Raw genomic sequence first — 16,588 nt, 5'->3', positions numbered from 1 at the left:
GAGACTGGTGGGGCGCCACCCCCGCGGGCATACTCCGGCGCCGTGAGTGCCACTGACATCCGCAGGATTCCGGCGCAGGAGACGCGCGGCCTCCGCCGCGCCGTCCTTCGCCCCAACCAGCCCCCGGAGCTGGCCGTCTACCCCGGGGATGAGGACGCGGACACGCTCCACCTGGGCCGCTACACGGCGGGCCGCCTGGTGGGCGTGGCCTCCCTGTACCGGGAGCCCCCACCGGACGCGCTGCGTGACACCAGCGCCTGGCGGCTGCGCGGCATGGCGGTGGACGCCACCCTGCGCGGGCACGGCCATGGGGCCGCTCTCCTGGAGGCCTGCCTGGAGCATGCGGCGCGGCAGGGCGGTTCCCAGGTGTGGTGCAACGCGCGGCTCACCGCCTCCGGCTTCTACCGCGCGCAGGGGTTCTCCCAGCGGGGCGAGCCCTTCGACCTGCCCGGTATCGGCCCGCACCACCTCATGTGGCGCAACCTCGGACGCTCCTGATGACCACCCTCCCCGACCTCGACCGCATCCGCACCTCCATCGAGCGCATCGACGAGGAGATTCTCGACGCCCTGCGCCGCCGCATGGCCCTGGCGGACGACGTGGCCCGGGCGAAGCTGGCCGCCGCGGCGCCCTTCCGGGACCAGCGCCGCGAGGATCTGCTGCTGCGCCGCATCCGCACCCGCGCCGCGGAGCACGGCCTGGACCCGCACGAGGTGGAGCGCATCTGGCGCCTCTTCATCGACATGTCCGTGGCGCGGCAGCACGAGCTCGTCACGCGCTTGGACACCACGCCGCTGCGCGTGGCCTACCCGGGCGTGGAGGGCTCCTACAGCCACCTGGCCGCCCGGCGCCGCTATGGCGACCGCGCCGGCGGCGTGCTGCTGTCCGGCTTCGACCACGCCCGGGAGGCGGTGGAGGCGCTGCGCCGCGGCGAGCAGGACCTGGTGCTGCTGCCCATTGAAAACACCACCGCGGGCAGCATGAACGAGACCTACGACTTGCTCGCCGAGGGCGGCGTGGTCATCACCGCGGAGCTGGTCAGCCAGGTGGACCACCGGCTGCTGGGCCTGCCCGGCGCGAAGCTGGAGGGCCTGCGCGAGGTGCTGTCGCACCCGCAGGCGCTGGCGCAGTGCGAGGCGTTCCTCCGGGAGAAGGTGCCCTGGGCGCGCGCGGTGCCGGACGTGGACACCGGCGGCGCGGCGCAGAAGGTCCGCGAGCGCAACGACGCGTCGGTGGCGGCCATCGCCAGCGAGACGGCGGCGCAGCGCTTCGGCCTGGAGGTGCTCGCGGGGGACCTGCAGCCGGCCTTCGACTACACCCGCTTCGTGGAGGTGGGCCGGGAGGCCACGCCCCTGGCGCCCGGCGTGCCGTGCAAGACGTCCCTCCTGGTGGTGCTGGAGCACAAGCCCGGCACCCTGGGAGAGATGCTCCAGCGGCTCACGCTACGCGGGGTGAACCTGAGCAAGCTGGAGTCGCGGCCCATCCCCGGGCAGCCCTGGCAGTACCGCTTCTACCTGGACGTGGAGGGCCACGCGGCCTCCGCGGCGGTGACGGCGGCGCTGGAGGACATCCGGCCGCTCACCTCGTCGCTGCGCGTGCTGGGCACGTACGCGCGCGCGGAGGCGCCGCATGGCTGAGACGCCGCGGCGCATCGCCTTCCAGGGCGAGCCTGGCGCCTACGGAGAGGAGGCCCTGCGCGCGCTGCATGGCCCCGCCGTGGAGGCCGTCCCCTGCCTCACCTTCCGCGCCGTCTTCGAGTCCGTGGCCGAGGGCCGCGTGCAGGGCGGCGTGGTGCCCGTGGAGAGCTCGCTGGGCGGCCCGGTGGCGGAGACGGTGGACCTGCTGCTGGAGCACGATGTGCCGGTGACGGGCGAGGTGTCGCTGCGCATCCGCCACTGCCTGCTGGCCCCGCCGGGCCTGGCCCTGGACGCCGTCCAGGGCGCCCTCTCCCATCCGCAGGCGCTGGCGCAATGCGCGGGCTACCTGCGCCGCAAGGGCATCATGCCCCTGCCGGAGACGAACACCGCCATCGCCGCGCGGAAGGTGGCGGAGGAGCGGCCCCCGCACACGGCCGCCATCGCCAGCCGGATGTCCGCGGCGCTGTACGGGCTGGAGGTGCTGGAGGAAGGCGTGGAGGACTCGCCGGACAACTTCACGCGCTTCCTCGCCCTGGGGCCCGCGCCCGAGCGGGCGTGGACGCGGCGGAAGACGGCGCTGGCCCTCACCGTGGAGAACGGGCCGGGCGCGCTGTACCGGGTGCTGAGCGCCTTCTCCTCGCGCGGCCTCGACGTGACGCGGCTGGAGTCCCGGCCGCAGCGCCGCGCCTGGGAGTACGTGTGGTGCCTGGACGTGGACGGCGCGCTGGAGGACCCGCGGGTGCGCGAGGCGGTGGCCGCGGCCCAGGCCGCCTGCATCACCCTGCGGGTGCTCGGGAGCTACGGCGTGGCGTGAGGCTCAGGCGTTGGTGGCCTGGAGCCCGTCGCCGTGCTGCACCGCCGCCTCATAGGCGGAGCGCACCAGGCTGACGTAGCGCTGGAGCGCGGGGAGCTGCTCCATGCGCAGGGCCTGCGGGCCGTCGCACAGGGCGGCCTCCGGGTGCGGGTGGAAGTCCACCAGCACCATGGACGCGCCCGCGATGAGCCCCTGGCCAATGGCGTGGAAGATGTCCGGCAGCCCGTCCGGCGGCGGCGCGGCCTGGCCAATGGCGTGCGACGGGTCCACGCACACCGGCAGCCGGGTGAGCCGGCGCACCACCGGAACGTGGGCGAAGTCCACCATGTTGCGGTGCGGGTCGCCCAGGTGCGTCTTCACGCCGCGCAGGCAGAAGACAATCTTCGGGTTGCCCTCGCTCGCCACGTACTCGCACGCGTTGAGCGACTCCTCCAGGGTGATGCCCATGCCGCGCTTGAAGAGCACCGGGAAGACGCGCTGCTGGCCAATGCTCTTGAGCAGCTCGAAGTTCTGCGCGTTGCGCGTGCCCACCTGCAGCATCACCCCCGTGGCGTTGCCGGAGCGCTCCAGCGCGTCCCGAATCTCGTCGATGTGGCGCGGGTGCGTCACCTCCATCGCGATGACCTTGATGCCGTGCTTGCCCGCCGACTCGAACACCCACGGCAGGCAGGCGGCGCCCAGGCCCTGGAACTCGTAGGGGTTGGTGCGGGGCTTGTAGGCGCCCATGCGCGTGGTGCGGATGCCCACCCGCGCCAGCGCCGCCATCATCGTGTCCACGTTCTCCCGGTTGTCCACGGCGCACAGGCCCGCGAACACGTTCACCGAGCGCTCGTCGAAGGAGACGCCGTTGTACTCGAAGCCCGCGGACGTCCGCTGGCCCTTGTGCCGGCCGATGACGCGGTACTTCTGCGACACGCGCACCACCTGCCGCACGCCGGGAATCTGCTCGAAGGGCTCCACCGGCACCTGCGCCGTGGAACCCAGCAGGTAGATTTCCGTAATCGTCAACTCGGAGCCCCCGATGACGTGCGTCCGCGGCGTCACTCCCTTGTACTGGGAGGCAACCTGGAGGACGGCGGACACCACGGACTCAGGCGAGTCCGGCTCGAGCATGACGATCATCTTCGGTTCTCCCGGGCGGCGTTGTCTTGACTTACGCGAATTGCGTGAAGTGTAGCGGAAAAAGGCCGCGGCAGGTGTAACATTCCGAGCGGCCTTGCCGCGTCCGGACTTGAAACCGGAAAGAGGACACGTCTCGTCCAGGCCCCGGCGGGCCGCCCGCTAGGCCGGCGCGGGACGGAGCCGGGTGGCGAGCTGGGCGTAATGCTCTCTCTGGGCGGAGTCCCCCAGGTGCTCCCACACGTCGGCCAGGGCGCGGGCGCACTCGGCGTAGCCGGGGGACAGGTTCAGCGCCAGCTCGAAGACGTGGCGGGCCTGGCGGTAGCGGGCCTTGTCCGGGCGGCGGGAGCCCCGGGTCAGCAGCGCGTTGCCCAGGTTGTAGATTTGAACGGCGGCGCCCTCGCGGTAGCCGGGCGTGGGGTTGAGCTGCATGGCCCGCTGAAGGAGCTGCGCGGCGGCCTCGGGCTCGCCCAGCTCCAACTGACAGAGGGCCGCGTCGCGGTGGGCCTCCGCCTCGCTGGGGTCCACCTCGATGGCGCGCTCGAAGCAGCGCAGCGCCGCCTCGAAGCGCTCCAGCGTGGCCAGCGAGGCGCCCTTCGCGGTGAGCGCCGGGACGTGCTTGGGGTCCACGGCGAGCACCTTGTCGAACGCGATGATGGCCGCCTCGTGGTTGCCCGCCATGGACAGGCTCACGCCGTCATTGAAGGCCGCGAACAGCAACTTCTTGGACATCGCTCCCCCAGCGCATGGGTGACAACGGCCGCGCTCCCGGGCCGGAGGGTCAGCCTCTCACCGGGGAAGTCCTCATGAAAAGGCGTCATTCCCCGGGGCGCTTTCGTCCCGCTGATGGGAGCCATTGGCCCCCGCTTCAGATGCGCAGGCCCACCTGGACACCGGGCCACAGGAGCACGTCCCCTGGCGCCGGGCGCGCGAGGCGGCTCACGTTCGACACGGGCTCGCCGTTGACGTCGTGCATCACGTTGAGCGTGGGCCCGCCGATGAGGGCCAGGTCGCGCGCCACCTGGAACCCGGCCACCAGCCGGAGCTGGTGCACCAGGCGGTTGCCCTCGAACTTCATGTTCCAGCCGTAGAGCGTGTTCGACACCGCGTCCACGTCCAGGAAGAAGCGCTCGGTGAAGGGGAGGTGCGCGCCGAGCCCCAACCCCAGCGACCAGTGGCTGGGGCCGCGCGCGCCCTCCGCGGTGCCCATGCCCACCACGAGCGTGGTGTAGAAGTGGCGGCTGCCCATCTTCAGGGCGGTGTTGGCGTAGTTGAAGTCGTTGCCGAAGGCCTCGACGTGGAACTGGCCGTCGCGCACGAGGCTCACCAGCCCCACCGGCACGCCGCTCTCCATCTCCCGCGACACGTTGACGAGCCCGAGCTGCAGGCCGCGCATCCGCCCCGCCACGTTGACGAGGCCCACCTGCGCGCCCCTCACGTCGCCGCCCACGTTGACGAGCGACACCTGCGCGCCCCGGGCCTCCGCGGCCCAGTTCATGCCCGCGGCCAACTGGAGGCCCGAAAGCCGGTCCTTCACGCGGTTGAGCCCCGCCGCGACCTGGAGGCCATCGACACTCCCCGCCGTCCAGTTGCCGCCCGCGGCGAGCTGGGCGCCGGCCAGCGAGGTGCCGGAGATGTTGGCCCCCACCGCGAGCTGGCCCAGGTTGCCGCTGCTTCGCGCCACGTTGAGCCCCACCGCGGCCTGGACGCCCTCCGCCTTCCCGTGCGCCCAGTTGCCTCCGACGGCCACCTGCGCGCCCAGCAGGTCGCCCCGCACCACGTTGGCGCCCACGGCCAGCTGCAGCCCGTCCACCTGGTCCGAGGCCAGGTTCGCGCCCAGGGCCACCGCCACGCCGTCCAGCCGGGCCATGCGGGACACGCCCATGGACAGGGAGAGGTTGTTGTCCACCGGCGCGCCGCCGTTCAGCAGGTCGTTCGTCTGGAGGCCGGGGAACAACCCGACGTTCACGAAGCGGGCCCGGTGACCGCCGCCCGTCGCCGAGGCGGCGCTCGCCGACTCCGCCGTGGGCAGGGGCCCGCCACCGCGCATGGCGGTCAGCTCGCCCTGCACCGCGCGGAAGGCGGACGCGGCCAGCACCGTGCGGCCTCCGTCGCCCAGCTCGAACTCCGCCTGCGACGTCTGGTCCAGCACCTTGCGCATCACCGTGTAGCGGCCCTTCTGCAAGCCCAGCTCGGTGGTGCGGCCGGCGTACTTCTTGAGCTCCACCACCAGCCGCCCCCGCGAATCCCGGACAAAGAGCCGCCCGTCCACCAGGTCACCCAGCACGAGCACCGCGGCGGTGGAGCGCAGGTCCGTCATCACCAGGTCGCCCGTGCCCGCGAGTTCAATGTCATACGCGGGGTGCTGCGCCCCGGCGCGCGTCTCCTCCGTGCGGGCCAGCGTCTCGTGGAAGGCGAACTGGTAGGCCTCGTGGAGCGTCACCCGGCCGTCGCCGGAGACGTCCGCCGCGCCGCGCAGGCCGGACACCAGGTTGTGGGTGAAGAACGAGCCGCCGATGCGGTCGGACTCCTGGGACACCTCGTCCTCGGAGGACGACGTGAGGATGGCGTGGCCCCGCACCGCGGAGGACGCGTCCACCATGAAGGCCGGCCGCCGCACCCCGCCCTTCTGGCGCGCCAGCGTGCCGGACGCGCACGAATCCAGGATGGCGATGCGCACGTCGGCCGGGAGCGACTCCAGCGCCTTGCGCAGCTCGCGGTAGCCGAAGCGGTCCTTCTGGAGCAGCAAGCCCTGCTCGTCGGAGTGCCCCGAATAGTAGAGGAGGGCCTCGATGCGCGTGCCCTGCCGGCGGGCCGCCGTCAGCATCGCCTTGAAGCGGGCCAGGGCGGCCTCGAACGCCGCGCGGTCGCCCTCCATCATCAGCAGCGTGTCCTGGGGCTGCACCCCGCCCAGCTCCTCCAACACGTCGCCGAAGGAGCGCGCGTCCGTGACGGCGTAGCGGAGCCGGGCGCGGCCCTCGCCGCCGTCGTTGACGCCCACCAGCAGCGCCAGGCGGCGCACCGACAGCGGCGGCGCAGTGGACGCGGGGGCCGCCGCGGCCAGCGCGGGCACGAGCAGCAGCAGGAACAAGAAGGACCGCGTCATCACCGCACCTTTTCCAACGTGAAGGACGTCTGGCCCAGGGTATCCGGAAGCGGAAGGGACCGGGTGCGCGCTTCGGAGGGCTGTCGGGCGAGCACCCGGGCCGCTTCCAGGACGGTGGAGACGTCCAACGGCCCGTCGGACGTCACGAAGAGGAACCGCTCGAAGTCCGGCGCGTCGTCGAGCTCATAGGCGTGGGCCAGGGGCACCGCGTCGCCCGGCCCCAGCTCCGTGCTCCCGGCCAGCGTCGCCGGGTGGTGCAGCGTCACCGCGCCGCGCCCATCCACCGACACCACGACACCATGGCGGCGCCCGCCCGACACGTAGCTGAGCTGCAGGACGTCTCCGCGGCGGGCCCGGGCCTGCTCGTCCAGGAGCTCCGGCTCCCCCGCGCCCTGCCGGTGGACGCGCAGGCGCGGAGGGCCCTTGATGCGCACGGTGTCCAGCATCACCACCAGGGGCACGGGCGACGCCGAGGGCTCCGGCTGCTCCTCCGGCGCGGACATGAAGAGCAGCGCCAGCGAGGCGGCCACGGGCACGCTGAGGGACAGGCCGTGCCACCCCTGGGACTCGGCGCGCCGCGTCGCCTCCGCGAGGACCCGGGCCCGGTGGTCGCGCCGGGCCACCTCCGCGGCGACGGCGGCAGGGGGGTGGCGCTCCAGCGTCCGGCGGGCGTCCGCCTCCAAGCGCGCCAGCCGCGCGGCGCCACCGGGCTCCCGCTCCAGCCGGGCGCGCGCGGCGGCGAGCGGCGCTGATGGCAGCTCGCCCAGGATGATTCGCTCCAGAAGCCAGTCAGGGGTGCCAGGGGCCATGCGCAGTGCGTCTCCAGCGCGGCCAGAAGCCCTCCGTTCCCGTGTCCCGCCGCCTCCGGCCTCGCGCGACTCCTGGAACACCGGCCCCTCGAAAATCTGTCACTCCCCCGCCTCACAGGGTGAGGATCATCAGCTCCTTGTCGAGGAACGTGTCCCCGACCTTCAGCGCGTTCGGCTCCACGCCGTAGGTCCGGAACCCCAGCGCGCGGTACAGCGCGTGCGCGGGCGCGTTCCCCACGACGACGGTGAGCAGCAGGTTCTTGAGGCCCCCCATCCGCCGCGCCTCGTCGAGGAGGGCGGACAGCAGCCGCCGCCCCACGCCCCGCGAGCGGGCCTCCGGCGCCACGTACATGCCCCACACCACCGCCTTGTGGGCCAGCTTGGCCCGGGACTCGCGCTTCAGCCCCAGCACGCCCACGAGCCGCCCCGCGTCAAAGGCGCCGAGGACGAAGTGGCCCTCCCCCACCAGCCAGTCGCGCACGGCCTCCGGCGACAGCTTCGCGTCCTCCTCGAACGAGGCGCCGAAGGACTCCGGGCTGACCTGGAGCGCCTGCAGCCGCAGCGCCTTGAACGCCTCCGCGTCCTCCGCCCCCAGCCGCCGGAGGGTGGGCTGGGAGGACGCGGCGCCGAAGCCCTCCGCCGCGAGGAGCGCGGTGTAGCCCGCGATGAAGTCCGGATACCGCGGCGCCCAGCCCAGCGACTTCAGGCGCGCGTTGGAGATGGCGCGGTCGCCGCGCACCGTCTCGTTGAGCTGGTCCAGGGGGATGCGGGGCGGCATCGGCACGCCCAGGCGCTGGGCGAGCCAGGCCACCGGCTCCTCGGTGGGCGCGGGGCGCTCATCCGCGACGCAGTACAGGGCGCCGGGCTCGCCGCGCGCCAGCACCGTCCGGATGGCCTCCACCAGGTCATCCACGTAGATGCGGGAGATGCGTCCCCCCCCCGCTTCGGGCAGCCGCAGCGCCCCCGCGAGCAGGCGCGTGTGCATGCCCCGCCCGGGCCCGTAGATGCCGGCGATGCGCATCACCATGGCGCCCAATGGCAGATAGCGCGCCTCCGCCTCGATGCGCTCGCGCGACGAGGGCGTGGACAGCTCCACCGGCGTGTCCTCGTCCACGTGGCCCCGCGCGCGGCCGTAGACGCCCGTGGAGGACAGGTAGATGAGCCGCGCCGGCGCCTGGGCGGCCAGCGCCGAGGCGATGCGAGCATCCAGGCCCGCTTCGGGCGGCACCGAGACGACGACGTGCGCCCCCGCCGTCCGCGTCAGCGCGTCTTCCAGGGAGGTGACGCGGGCGCCGGCCTGCTCCAGCCCGGCGCGGCGCGCGGCGTCACGCGTGGCCGCCAGCACGTCGCGTCCGGCGCGGGCCTCCGCCACCGCGAGCCGCGTGAGCGTGTAACCGGACCCCAGGAGGACGAGAGGAGGCGTCATGTCCCCGCGATAGCGAGACCGCGGGGACAGCGCAAGCGGCCGTTAGGGCACGCCTACAGCTCCGCGCTGGCGCGCGGGTCGATGATGCCGCACTCCTTGATTTTGTAGAGGAGCGCCTTGTAGCTGATGCGCAGCTTGGTGGCCGCGCGCCGCTTGTTCCACGCGGTGCGTTGGAGCATGGCGAGGATGGCCTCGCGCTCCGCCAGCATCGCGGCCCGCTTGCCAATGTCCTTCAGCGACAGCTCCCCCGTGGGCGCGGGCGGCGGCGGCGGCTGCGGCACGTCGAAGGGGTTGACGTAGCGCGGCGCGGGCACCACCGCGTTGGCGGGCTCCATCGCCATGGGCGCGTGCGCGGGCGGCGACAGCGGCGCGACGGACGCCAGCCCGAAGGCGGCCCCGCGCGACGGCATCTCCAGCACCTGCACCGCCGGCGGCGGCGTGCGGAAGCCCTCGTCGTGCGCGCGGCCGAAGGGACCGCCGTCGTCGCCCGCGTAGGACGTGGGCAGGGACGGGGCGCTCGCGGGCGCGCGGACCGCGGCCCGCAGCTCGTCGAGCACCAGCGTGGGGTCCTTCAGCACGCACAGCCGGCGGACCATGTTCTCCAGCTCGCGGACGTTGCCCGGCCAGTCGTAGTCCGCGAAGGCGTGCAGCACCTCCGTGGGCAGCTCGGACACGCCGCTGAGGTAGCCGCGGCCGTACTTCTTGAGGAAGTGGTCCGTCAGCGGCACCACGTCCTCGCGGCGCTCGCGCAGCGCCGGCAGGCGGATGGCCACCACGTTGAGGCGGTAGAAGAGGTCCTCGCGGAAGTTGCCCAGCGCGATTTCCTTCTCCAGGTCGCGGTTGGTGGCCACCACGACGCGGCTGTCCACGCGCACGCTCTTCTTGCCACCGACGCGGAAGAACTCCTCGTCCTGGAGGACCTGGAGCAGCTTGGCCTGGAGCCGGATGGCCATTTCGCCAATCTCGTCCAGGAAGATGGTGCCCTGGTCGGCCAGCTCGAACTTGCCGGGCTTCTCCGCGGTGGCGCCGGTGAAGGCGCCGCGCTCGTGGCCGAACAGCTCGCTCTCCAGCAGCTCACCGGGCAGCGCCGCGCAGTTCACCTTGATGAACGGGCGGTTGCGCCGGTTGCTGCGCGCGTGAATCTCCCGCGCGATGACCTCCTTGCCCGTGCCGGACTCGCCCAGCAGCAGCACCGGGACGTCCGTGTCGGCGATGCGCTCCACCAGCGCGCGGGCGCGGCGCATGGCCGGCGAGGTGGAGATGAGGACGCGCTGCTCCTGCGTCGTGTCCGCCACCGGCAGCACCCCACGCGCGGGCAACACCGGCGCCACCGCCTGACGCTCCGGGGCCCGCGTGCCCAGGGCCCGGGCCAGCGCGTCCTGGAGCTCGTCGTTGCCGAACGGCTTCGCCAGGTAGTCACTGGCGCCCATCTTCATGGCCCGCACCGCGTCGTCCGCCCCCGCGAGCGCGCTGAGCACGATGACGGGCGCGCCGCCGCCCATGGATTGATAGCGGCGCAGCACCTCCAGGCCGCTCATCTCCGGCATCACCACATCCAGCAGCACCGCGTCGAAGGAGCCACCCGACAGCATCTCCAGCGCCTGGGTGCCACTCGCCGCACAGCGCACCTGGTAGCCCGCGCTGCCAAGCAGCTCAGACAGAAACGTGCGCACCGACTCTTCGTCATCCACCACCAGCACCGCGATCCGGTCCATCCCCTCGCCTCCACTCGCCCGCTGCATCGAAGTCCCACCCACCCTCACACCGACAGCCGGGATGCGCTCCCGACCATGCGGCGAAACTCACGCGCGCGGCGCATGTCTTGAAACGCCGCGCTCAAAAGCTGCGTGGGCGTCCCCACGGAGTCCGGGAAGCTCACCGTCCCCAGCTCCAGTGACGCGCGCACGACCTTCCCCTCCACCTGGAAGCGCGCCGTTTCGAAGCGCGCCGCCACGCGGGATACCACCTCCTGAACGGACTCCGCGGGCGTTCCCGGCAGCATCAGCGCGAATTGACAGTCCCCCACCCGCGCCACCGCGTCCGCGTCACGCACCGTCTGCCCCAGCACCACGGCGCTGTACACCAGCAGACGCTCCGCCATGCCGCGTCCAAACTCCTTGCGGAAGGCCGACCAGCCCCCCACCTCCGCGGCCAGCACGGAGAAGCCGCCGCCGTAGCGCTCCGCCCGCCGCGCCTCCAGGCTCAGGAGCTCCAGCAGGAAGGGCCGGTTGTAGAGCCCCGTCACCGGATCATGGAGCGCCTGCGCCGTGCCGGCCTCCTCCCCCGCCGCCGCCCGCATCACCGCGTCCTTCAACTTCAATTGGGCGTGAAGCTTCGTCGCCAGCTCCGTGCCGCTGCCCGAACGCGGCACCAGGTCCACGCACTGCCCCCGCTCCAGGCAGTAGCGCCGGGCCTCGGCGTCCCGCTCGTCCACCAGGTACAGCAGCGGCACCGCGCCGTGGCTGAGCTGCCGCAACCGGCGCGCCACCTGGACGGCCGCGAAGTCAGGCGCCTGGGCGGCCAGCAACACCGCGGACGGCCGGATGACCTCGAAGAGCGGCACCGCGGCGTCGAAACGCGTCACGGGCACCACCCGGAAGCCAGCCTCCGCCAGGAGCAACCGCGTCCGCTCCAGGTCCGCTGCCCGCGGCTCGACGACGAGCACGGTGGGCGGCTGTCCGGCCTTGCCCACTCGCTTCCTTCTCACACCCACCGTTCCACCTTCCCGCGTGAACTTTTCTCTGCTGCTTTTCGAGCCCCACCCCGGAATTACAGCCTCACACCCGCTGCTGACTTCGTCATCCCCTCGGATTTACTAGAGAAGGGAAGCTGGCTACCCATCCTGGGCAGCGGATTTAGCAATGGCTGTGCCACCTTTGACCTCATGCAGCCGCGCCTCGAACTCGGCGGCGTCCACGCGGTGCTTGAAGGCGGGGACGCCGTCGATGACGACCACGGGGATGTCGTAACGCCAGGCGGTGAAGGCCTCCGCGTCCTCGAGGATGGAGATGATCCGCAGCTCGAAGGGGATGCGGGCGCGCACGGACTCCACGACGGCGGCCGCCTTGTCACAGAGAGAGCAATGGGGTTTCGAGTAGATATCGACGCGCATGCGGGGCAGGATGGAGGGTTAATGCGTGGCTTGTCTGGCGACTTCTCGACGATGCCTCTCAAGGACCTCGTCGTCTATCTCGGGAACCGGCGAGCGACGGGGTCCCTGAAGGTGGAGCGTGGGGACGTGCGCAAGCAACTCGAGCTGCGCGAGGGCCACGTGGTCAGCGCCAGTTCCAACCAGCCGCGCGAGTTCTTCGGTCAGTTCCTCATCAATATGGGGCACCTGACCGAGGACCAGTTGGAGAAGGCGTTTTCGACCCAGGCGGAGACGCGCATCTTCCTGGGGAAGATATTGGTGATGACCGGGCTGGTGCCGGAGGCCACGGTGCGCGGCACGCTCAGCCACAAGTTCCGGGAGATGATCCTGGACGCCTTCCATTGGGAGGACGGCGACTTCGCCTTCGAGGCGGCGGACACGGCGCCGGAGGTCGCGGGCCTGGACGTCAGCGTGGACCTGCTGGACATCCACCGCGAGGGCGAGTTCCGGGAGACGGCCTGGCAGGCCATCCGCGCCGTCTTCCCGTCGGGCGCGGTGCGGCTGTCGGTGGACGAGCGCAAGCTCCCCGAGCGCAAGCCCGGGAGCATGGACGAGCGCATCGTCCAGCTCATCAAGGAAGGCCTCACCATCGACGGCATCGCGCTGGCGCTGCACGCCACGGACTTCTTCCTCTACCAGCGGCTGTACGCGCTCTACCGCCTGGACGCCGTGAAGGTGTCCGACGCGCCGCCCGAGTCCGAGATGGCCGTGGTGGTGGAGGAGGACGAGGAGCCGGGCATCATCGGCTCGGAGACCTCCTCTGACGAGGTGCTCCAGGCCGCGCAGTTGTTCCTCGACTCGGGAAACGTGCGGGACGGCGAGGCGCTGGCGCGGCGAGCCCATGAGATGGCGCCCTCCCCCCGGACGGCGGAGTTCGTCAAGGCGGCCCAGGAGAAGCTGCTGGTGCACCTGCGCAAGGAGCTGGCCGAGCCGGCCCGCGTTCCCACGCTCCAGGTGGCCCCCGGGCACCTGAAGACGCTCCAGCTCTCCGCGCCGGAGCGCTACCTGCTGTCGCGCATCGACGGGCGGCGGGACGTGGCCGCCATCGTCCACGTGTCGCCGCTGCAGGAGCTGGACGCGCTGAAGTTCTTCGCCGGCTTCCTGGACGCGGGGCTGGTGAAGCTGACGCCGCGCTGACGTCCGCGTCAGGGCTTGCCGGCGGCGGAGGCCGGGGCCGTCACCTCCACCGGGGCGGGCAGCCGCTCCAGGCCCAGGCGGAGCGCCTCGCGGCCCAGCCAGGTGCCCCGGATGCGCCACTTCGGGTCATTGACGATGATGGCCGCCACCGCGACGCGCGGCTTGTCCTTGGGGGCGAAGCCCACGAACCAGGAGTAGTCACGGAACGGCTCGCGGTCCGCCAGCGAGCCCGTCTTGCCCACGGCGTCCTCCACGCGGAAGCCCCGCTCGCGGAACACGGCGCGCGCGGTGCCGCTCGTGACGGTCTCCTCCAGCAGCGCCGTGAGGTCCCTGGCCACCTCCGGCGTGAGGACGGGCTCGCCTTCGGCGGGGAGCAGCGGCGCGGGGCCCTCGGGCTCGAAGAGGATGGGGTCCACCCAGCGGCCCTCGTTGGCGGCCACCGCGGCCACCAGCGCGCCGTGCAGCGGGGACAGGTACACGTCCCCGAAGCCCGCCCCCGTGTTCGCCAGGCCGAACGTCTCCTCGGGGATGGCGGCCAGCGACACGTCCGTGGGCACGGGGAACGCGATCTCGCGGTTGAACCGGAAGCGGGCCGCCATGCGGCGCAGCGCGTCCACGGTGAGGTGCTTGTTCGTCAGCTTGGCGAAGATGACGTTGGCGCTCCTGCCCATGGCCAGCGCCAGCGAATAGCAGGAGGCGTCCCGCTCGCTGTCCTGCAGGTGCTTCTCGGAGATGCGCCGCTTGCCGCCGTGGAAGCACTCCTCCGTTTCCGGCGTGACGCCGGCCTCCAGGAGCGCGCTGCCGGTGATGACCTTGAAGATGCTGGCCGCGGGGAACACCGCGCGGACCGGCAGGCCGCGCAATTCCGGCCGCGCCGCCGAGTGCTCCGCCAGCGCCAGCACCCGGCCCGAGGACGGCTCCAGCACCACGGCGGCGCCATAGGGCGTCTCGTAGCTGCGGAGGATCTTCGTCAGCGACGCCTGGAGCACCGGGTCGATGGTGAGCCGCTGCTTCTTGCCGCCCTTCTCCTTCACCACCAGCTTCCCGCCCTCCAGCGTCGCGCGGGCCATGAGGTCCACGGACCTGGGCAGCGGCTTCACCTTGGCGATGGGCGGCGCCTTCTCACGCGAGGGCACGGGGACGGGGGGCACCATTCCCGGCTCCGCCGCCAAGGCCGCGAGGCCCCCATCCGGTGACTCGCCACCCAGCACCGCGGCGGCGGAGACGGCGGCCGAGCCCGAGCTGCCCGCGTCGGATTCGGAGGCGGGCGCCGCCGCCCCTACACTCGGGGCGCCCACTCCACCGTCCTCGGAGGCACCGGCGGACGCGGGATGCTCCGGCCCGGTCGCGCCAACGACGAGGGCCAGGGGGAGCAGCGCGACGGCGGCGGACAGGAGACGGCGGTGGAAGCGCATTGCTGCGGGGGGCTCCGGGGGGTGAGCGAGCGGAGCCCGGATCCTACCGGCTGGGGGCGCGCTGTCCACGGATGCCTCCCTGACCGCTTCCGCCCCTCATGGAAATCAGAAACTTGGCGGACGGGTGCGCAACTCCGCTAGGTTCCCCCACACTTTGGACGGATTGAAAGAGACGGTGGTCATCTGGAGCGCCGAGCTTCGCCGCGCCGTGCGCAGCGGCCGCACGGTGGTGCTGCTCGGCCTCTACAGCATGTTCTCCGCGTTGGTGCTGCTGGTCGTCGGCTGGCTCACGGGCGAGGTCCGCGCCGCCGTCGCCAAGCAGTTGGAGGGCTCCGGGGCGGACGCGAGCGCCTCGGTGCAGATCAACGAGGAGATGCGCAAGGGCGTGCTGGGCTTCCTCACCAGCGACGACTCCGCGATGATCGAGGCGCTGGCCCAGGTGCCTTTGGAGGTGCTGGTCGTCTTCAAGATCACCCTCTTCTTCCTGCCCGCGTACATCGCGCTGATGGGCTTCGATCAGATCAGCGGCGAAGTGGGCCCGCGCTCCATGCGCTACCTCACGGTGCGCGCGAGGCGCTCGTCGGTGCTGCTGGGCAAGTTCCTGACGCAGGCCACGCTGCTGCTGGGGCTGGTGCTCATCATCGACCTGGCCATCTTCATCTACGCCCGCGTGGCCAACCCGGACTTCGGCTTCGCGGCCATGGGGCTCAACCTGCTGAAGTTCTGGCTGGCGGCCATCGTCTTCTCGCTGGCCTACGTGGCGTTGACGACGCTGTGCTCCAGCCTGTTCCGCGCGCCCGCGGTGAGCCTGGTCTTCAACTTCATCCTGCTCTTCGTCTTCTGGCTGATGGACACCATTGGCCGGGCGTCGGGTGACACGGGCAGCCTGCGCTTCCTGCGCTACCTGTCACCGTCGTACTACGCCAGCGACCTGCTGCACCCGGGCCTGGCGCAGTTCGGCGCGAGCGGCGCCGCCTACGCGGTCTTCGCGTTCGTCTTCCTGATGGCGGCCTACGGCATTCTGCGCGCGAGGGACCTGTGAGCGACGTGGCCATCGAACTGTTCGGCGTCTCCAAGCGCTTCGGCCCCAAGGTCGCCGTCAACGGCGTCAGCTTCTCCGTGCCCAGGGGCGCGGTGTACGGCCTCATCGGCCCCAACGGCGCCGGCAAGACGACCACGTTCTCCATGATGTGCGGCTACCTCTACCCGTCCGAGGGCACGCTCAAGGTCATGGACGTGGACCCCACCACGCCGGGCGCCCTCAAGGGCCGGCTGGGCGCGCTGCCCCAGGACGCGGTGCTGCCGCCCGGCTGGGAAGTGGGCGCGCTGCTGACGTACTGGGCCCGCCTGTCCGCCCTGGCCGACCCCGCTCGCGAGGCCCGCGAGGCCCTGGACAAGGTGGGCCTCACCGAGGCCTGGAACGTCCAGACGCAGGCGCTCAGCCACGGCATGGCCAAGCGCGCCGCCATGGCCCAGGCCCTCATGGGCAGCCCGCCGCTGGTGCTCCTGGACGAGCCCACCGCCGGCCTGGACCCGCGCGTGGCCGCCCAGGTGCGCCAGGTCATCCGCGACATGAAGGGCCGCCAGACGGTGGTCGTCTCCAGCCACAACCTCCAGGAGCTGGAGGAGCTGTGTGACGCGGCCGCCATCCTCGACAAGGGCACGCTCGCCCAGGCGGGGAGCATGTCCGAGCTCACCGGCCAGGGCGCCGAGTTCCGCGTCCAGATCGCCCGGGGCAGCGTCATCATCCCGGAGCTCACGGCGATGACCCACGTCACGGACGCGCGCATGGAGAGCGACACCGTGCTGCGCGTGCGCTTCAGCGGCGGCGTCGCGCCCGAGGAGGTCATCAGCCAGGTCGTCCGCCACCTCCTCCAGCACGACGTGCTCATCCTCGGCGTCAGCCGGGGCCAGCGCCTGGAAGACCGCGTCCTCCAGATGCTCTGAAGCAGGCAGGGCGCGGGCGGGCCCCTG

At 72.1% G+C, this 16,588-nt stretch carries 15 protein-coding genes; 6 read left to right on the top strand and 9 right to left on the bottom strand.

Translation table 11 applies throughout. The annotated features are described in order from the left end of the window. The first annotated feature begins 42 nt into the window (after positions 1-42). From MYMAC_RS16015 to pheA, 3 genes are read left to right on the top strand one after another with little or no spacing between them, the layout of a single operon-like run. Positions 43-498: a GNAT family N-acetyltransferase gene (locus MYMAC_RS16015; protein ID WP_095958715.1), complete on the top strand. Its 456-nt coding sequence runs from the start codon at positions 43-45 to the stop codon at positions 496-498. Further along, positions 498-1,637 carry a bifunctional chorismate mutase/prephenate dehydratase gene (locus MYMAC_RS16010; RefSeq protein ID WP_095958714.1) on the top strand — a complete coding sequence of 380 codons (1,140 nt, stop codon included), beginning with the start codon at positions 498-500 and terminating at the stop codon, positions 1,635-1,637. The genes MYMAC_RS16015 and MYMAC_RS16010 overlap by 1 nt, the downstream gene beginning before the upstream one ends. Further along, positions 1,630-2,451: a prephenate dehydratase gene (gene pheA / locus MYMAC_RS16005; protein ID WP_095958713.1), complete on the top strand. Its 822-nt coding sequence runs from the start codon at positions 1,630-1,632 to the stop codon at positions 2,449-2,451. The genes MYMAC_RS16010 and pheA overlap by 8 nt, the downstream gene beginning before the upstream one ends. Before the next feature lie 3 nt (positions 2,452-2,454). On the opposite strand, the gene MYMAC_RS16000 is transcribed toward pheA, so the two are convergent. From MYMAC_RS16000 to MYMAC_RS15965, 8 genes are all read right to left on the bottom strand, one after another. Next, on the bottom strand, positions 2,455-3,573 hold the full coding sequence (locus MYMAC_RS16000) for a 3-deoxy-7-phosphoheptulonate synthase (protein WP_013939796.1): 1,119 nt from the start codon (positions 3,571-3,573) through the stop codon (positions 2,455-2,457). A 159-nt stretch (positions 3,574-3,732) separates the two neighbouring features. Beyond that, positions 3,733-4,302 (bottom strand): tetratricopeptide repeat protein, encoded by a 570-nt coding sequence (locus MYMAC_RS15995; protein WP_013939795.1) that lies wholly within the window; start codon positions 4,300-4,302, stop codon positions 3,733-3,735. 136 nt (positions 4,303-4,438) lie between these two features. Beyond that, positions 4,439-6,676, bottom strand: coding sequence for a caspase family protein (locus MYMAC_RS15990; protein ID WP_095958712.1), 2,238 nt, complete (start codon positions 6,674-6,676; stop codon positions 4,439-4,441). Next, positions 6,676-7,485, bottom strand: a complete 810-nt coding sequence (locus tag MYMAC_RS15985) for an ActD protein (RefSeq protein ID WP_095958711.1) — start codon at positions 7,483-7,485, stop codon at positions 6,676-6,678. Before MYMAC_RS15985 ends, MYMAC_RS15990 begins: the two co-directional genes overlap by 1 nt. Before the next feature lie 112 nt (positions 7,486-7,597). Continuing rightward, a complete protein-coding gene (locus MYMAC_RS15980) occupies positions 7,598-8,911 on the bottom strand; it encodes a GNAT family N-acetyltransferase (protein WP_095958710.1) in 1,314 nt (437 codons plus the stop codon). Positions 8,912-8,964: 53 nt separating this feature from the next. Further along, positions 8,965-10,626: a sigma-54-dependent transcriptional regulator gene (locus MYMAC_RS15975; RefSeq protein WP_095958709.1), complete on the bottom strand. Its 1,662-nt coding sequence runs from the start codon at positions 10,624-10,626 to the stop codon at positions 8,965-8,967. Between the two features lie 44 nt (positions 10,627-10,670). Next, the gene (locus MYMAC_RS15970; RefSeq protein WP_013939790.1) at positions 10,671-11,603 is read right to left on the bottom strand and encodes a GGDEF domain-containing protein; all 933 of its coding nucleotides are present in this window, start codon (positions 11,601-11,603) and stop codon (positions 10,671-10,673) included. Positions 11,604-11,744: 141 nt separating this feature from the next. Further along, complete coding sequence (locus MYMAC_RS15965; RefSeq protein WP_013939789.1) at positions 11,745-12,023, bottom strand: glutaredoxin family protein; 279 nt, start codon at positions 12,021-12,023, stop codon at positions 11,745-11,747. A 21-nt stretch (positions 12,024-12,044) separates the two neighbouring features. Here MYMAC_RS15965 and MYMAC_RS15960 point away from each other — a divergent pair, with 21 nt between their 5' ends. Beyond that, positions 12,045-13,199 (top strand): DUF4388 domain-containing protein, encoded by a 1,155-nt coding sequence (locus MYMAC_RS15960; protein ID WP_013939788.1) that lies wholly within the window; start codon positions 12,045-12,047, stop codon positions 13,197-13,199. A gap of 8 nt (positions 13,200-13,207) precedes the next feature. On the opposite strand, the gene MYMAC_RS15955 is transcribed toward MYMAC_RS15960, so the two are convergent. Beyond that, entirely contained in the window at positions 13,208-14,614 is a 1,407-nt protein-coding gene (locus tag MYMAC_RS15955) for a penicillin-binding transpeptidase domain-containing protein (RefSeq protein WP_239989558.1), read from the bottom strand. 124 nt (positions 14,615-14,738) lie between these two features. On the opposite strand from MYMAC_RS15955, the gene MYMAC_RS15950 reads away from it, so the two are divergent. Together MYMAC_RS15950 and MYMAC_RS15945 are read left to right on the top strand one after the other, a co-directional pair. Next, a complete protein-coding gene (locus MYMAC_RS15950; protein WP_043711084.1) occupies positions 14,739-15,656 on the top strand; it encodes an ABC transporter permease in 918 nt (305 codons plus the stop codon). Then, on the top strand, positions 15,653-16,561 hold the full coding sequence (locus MYMAC_RS15945) for an ABC transporter ATP-binding protein (protein WP_013939785.1): 909 nt from the start codon (positions 15,653-15,655) through the stop codon (positions 16,559-16,561). Before MYMAC_RS15950 ends, MYMAC_RS15945 begins: the two co-directional genes overlap by 4 nt. The last annotated feature ends 27 nt before the right edge of the window (positions 16,562-16,588 follow it).

The sequence above is a fragment of the Corallococcus macrosporus DSM 14697 genome, from assembly GCF_002305895.1.
GTDB lineage: Bacteria > Myxococcota > Myxococcia > Myxococcales > Myxococcaceae > Myxococcus > Myxococcus macrosporus.
The sequence above is the reverse complement of the archived record's forward strand: the minus strand, read 5'-3'. Positions and strand labels throughout refer to the sequence as shown.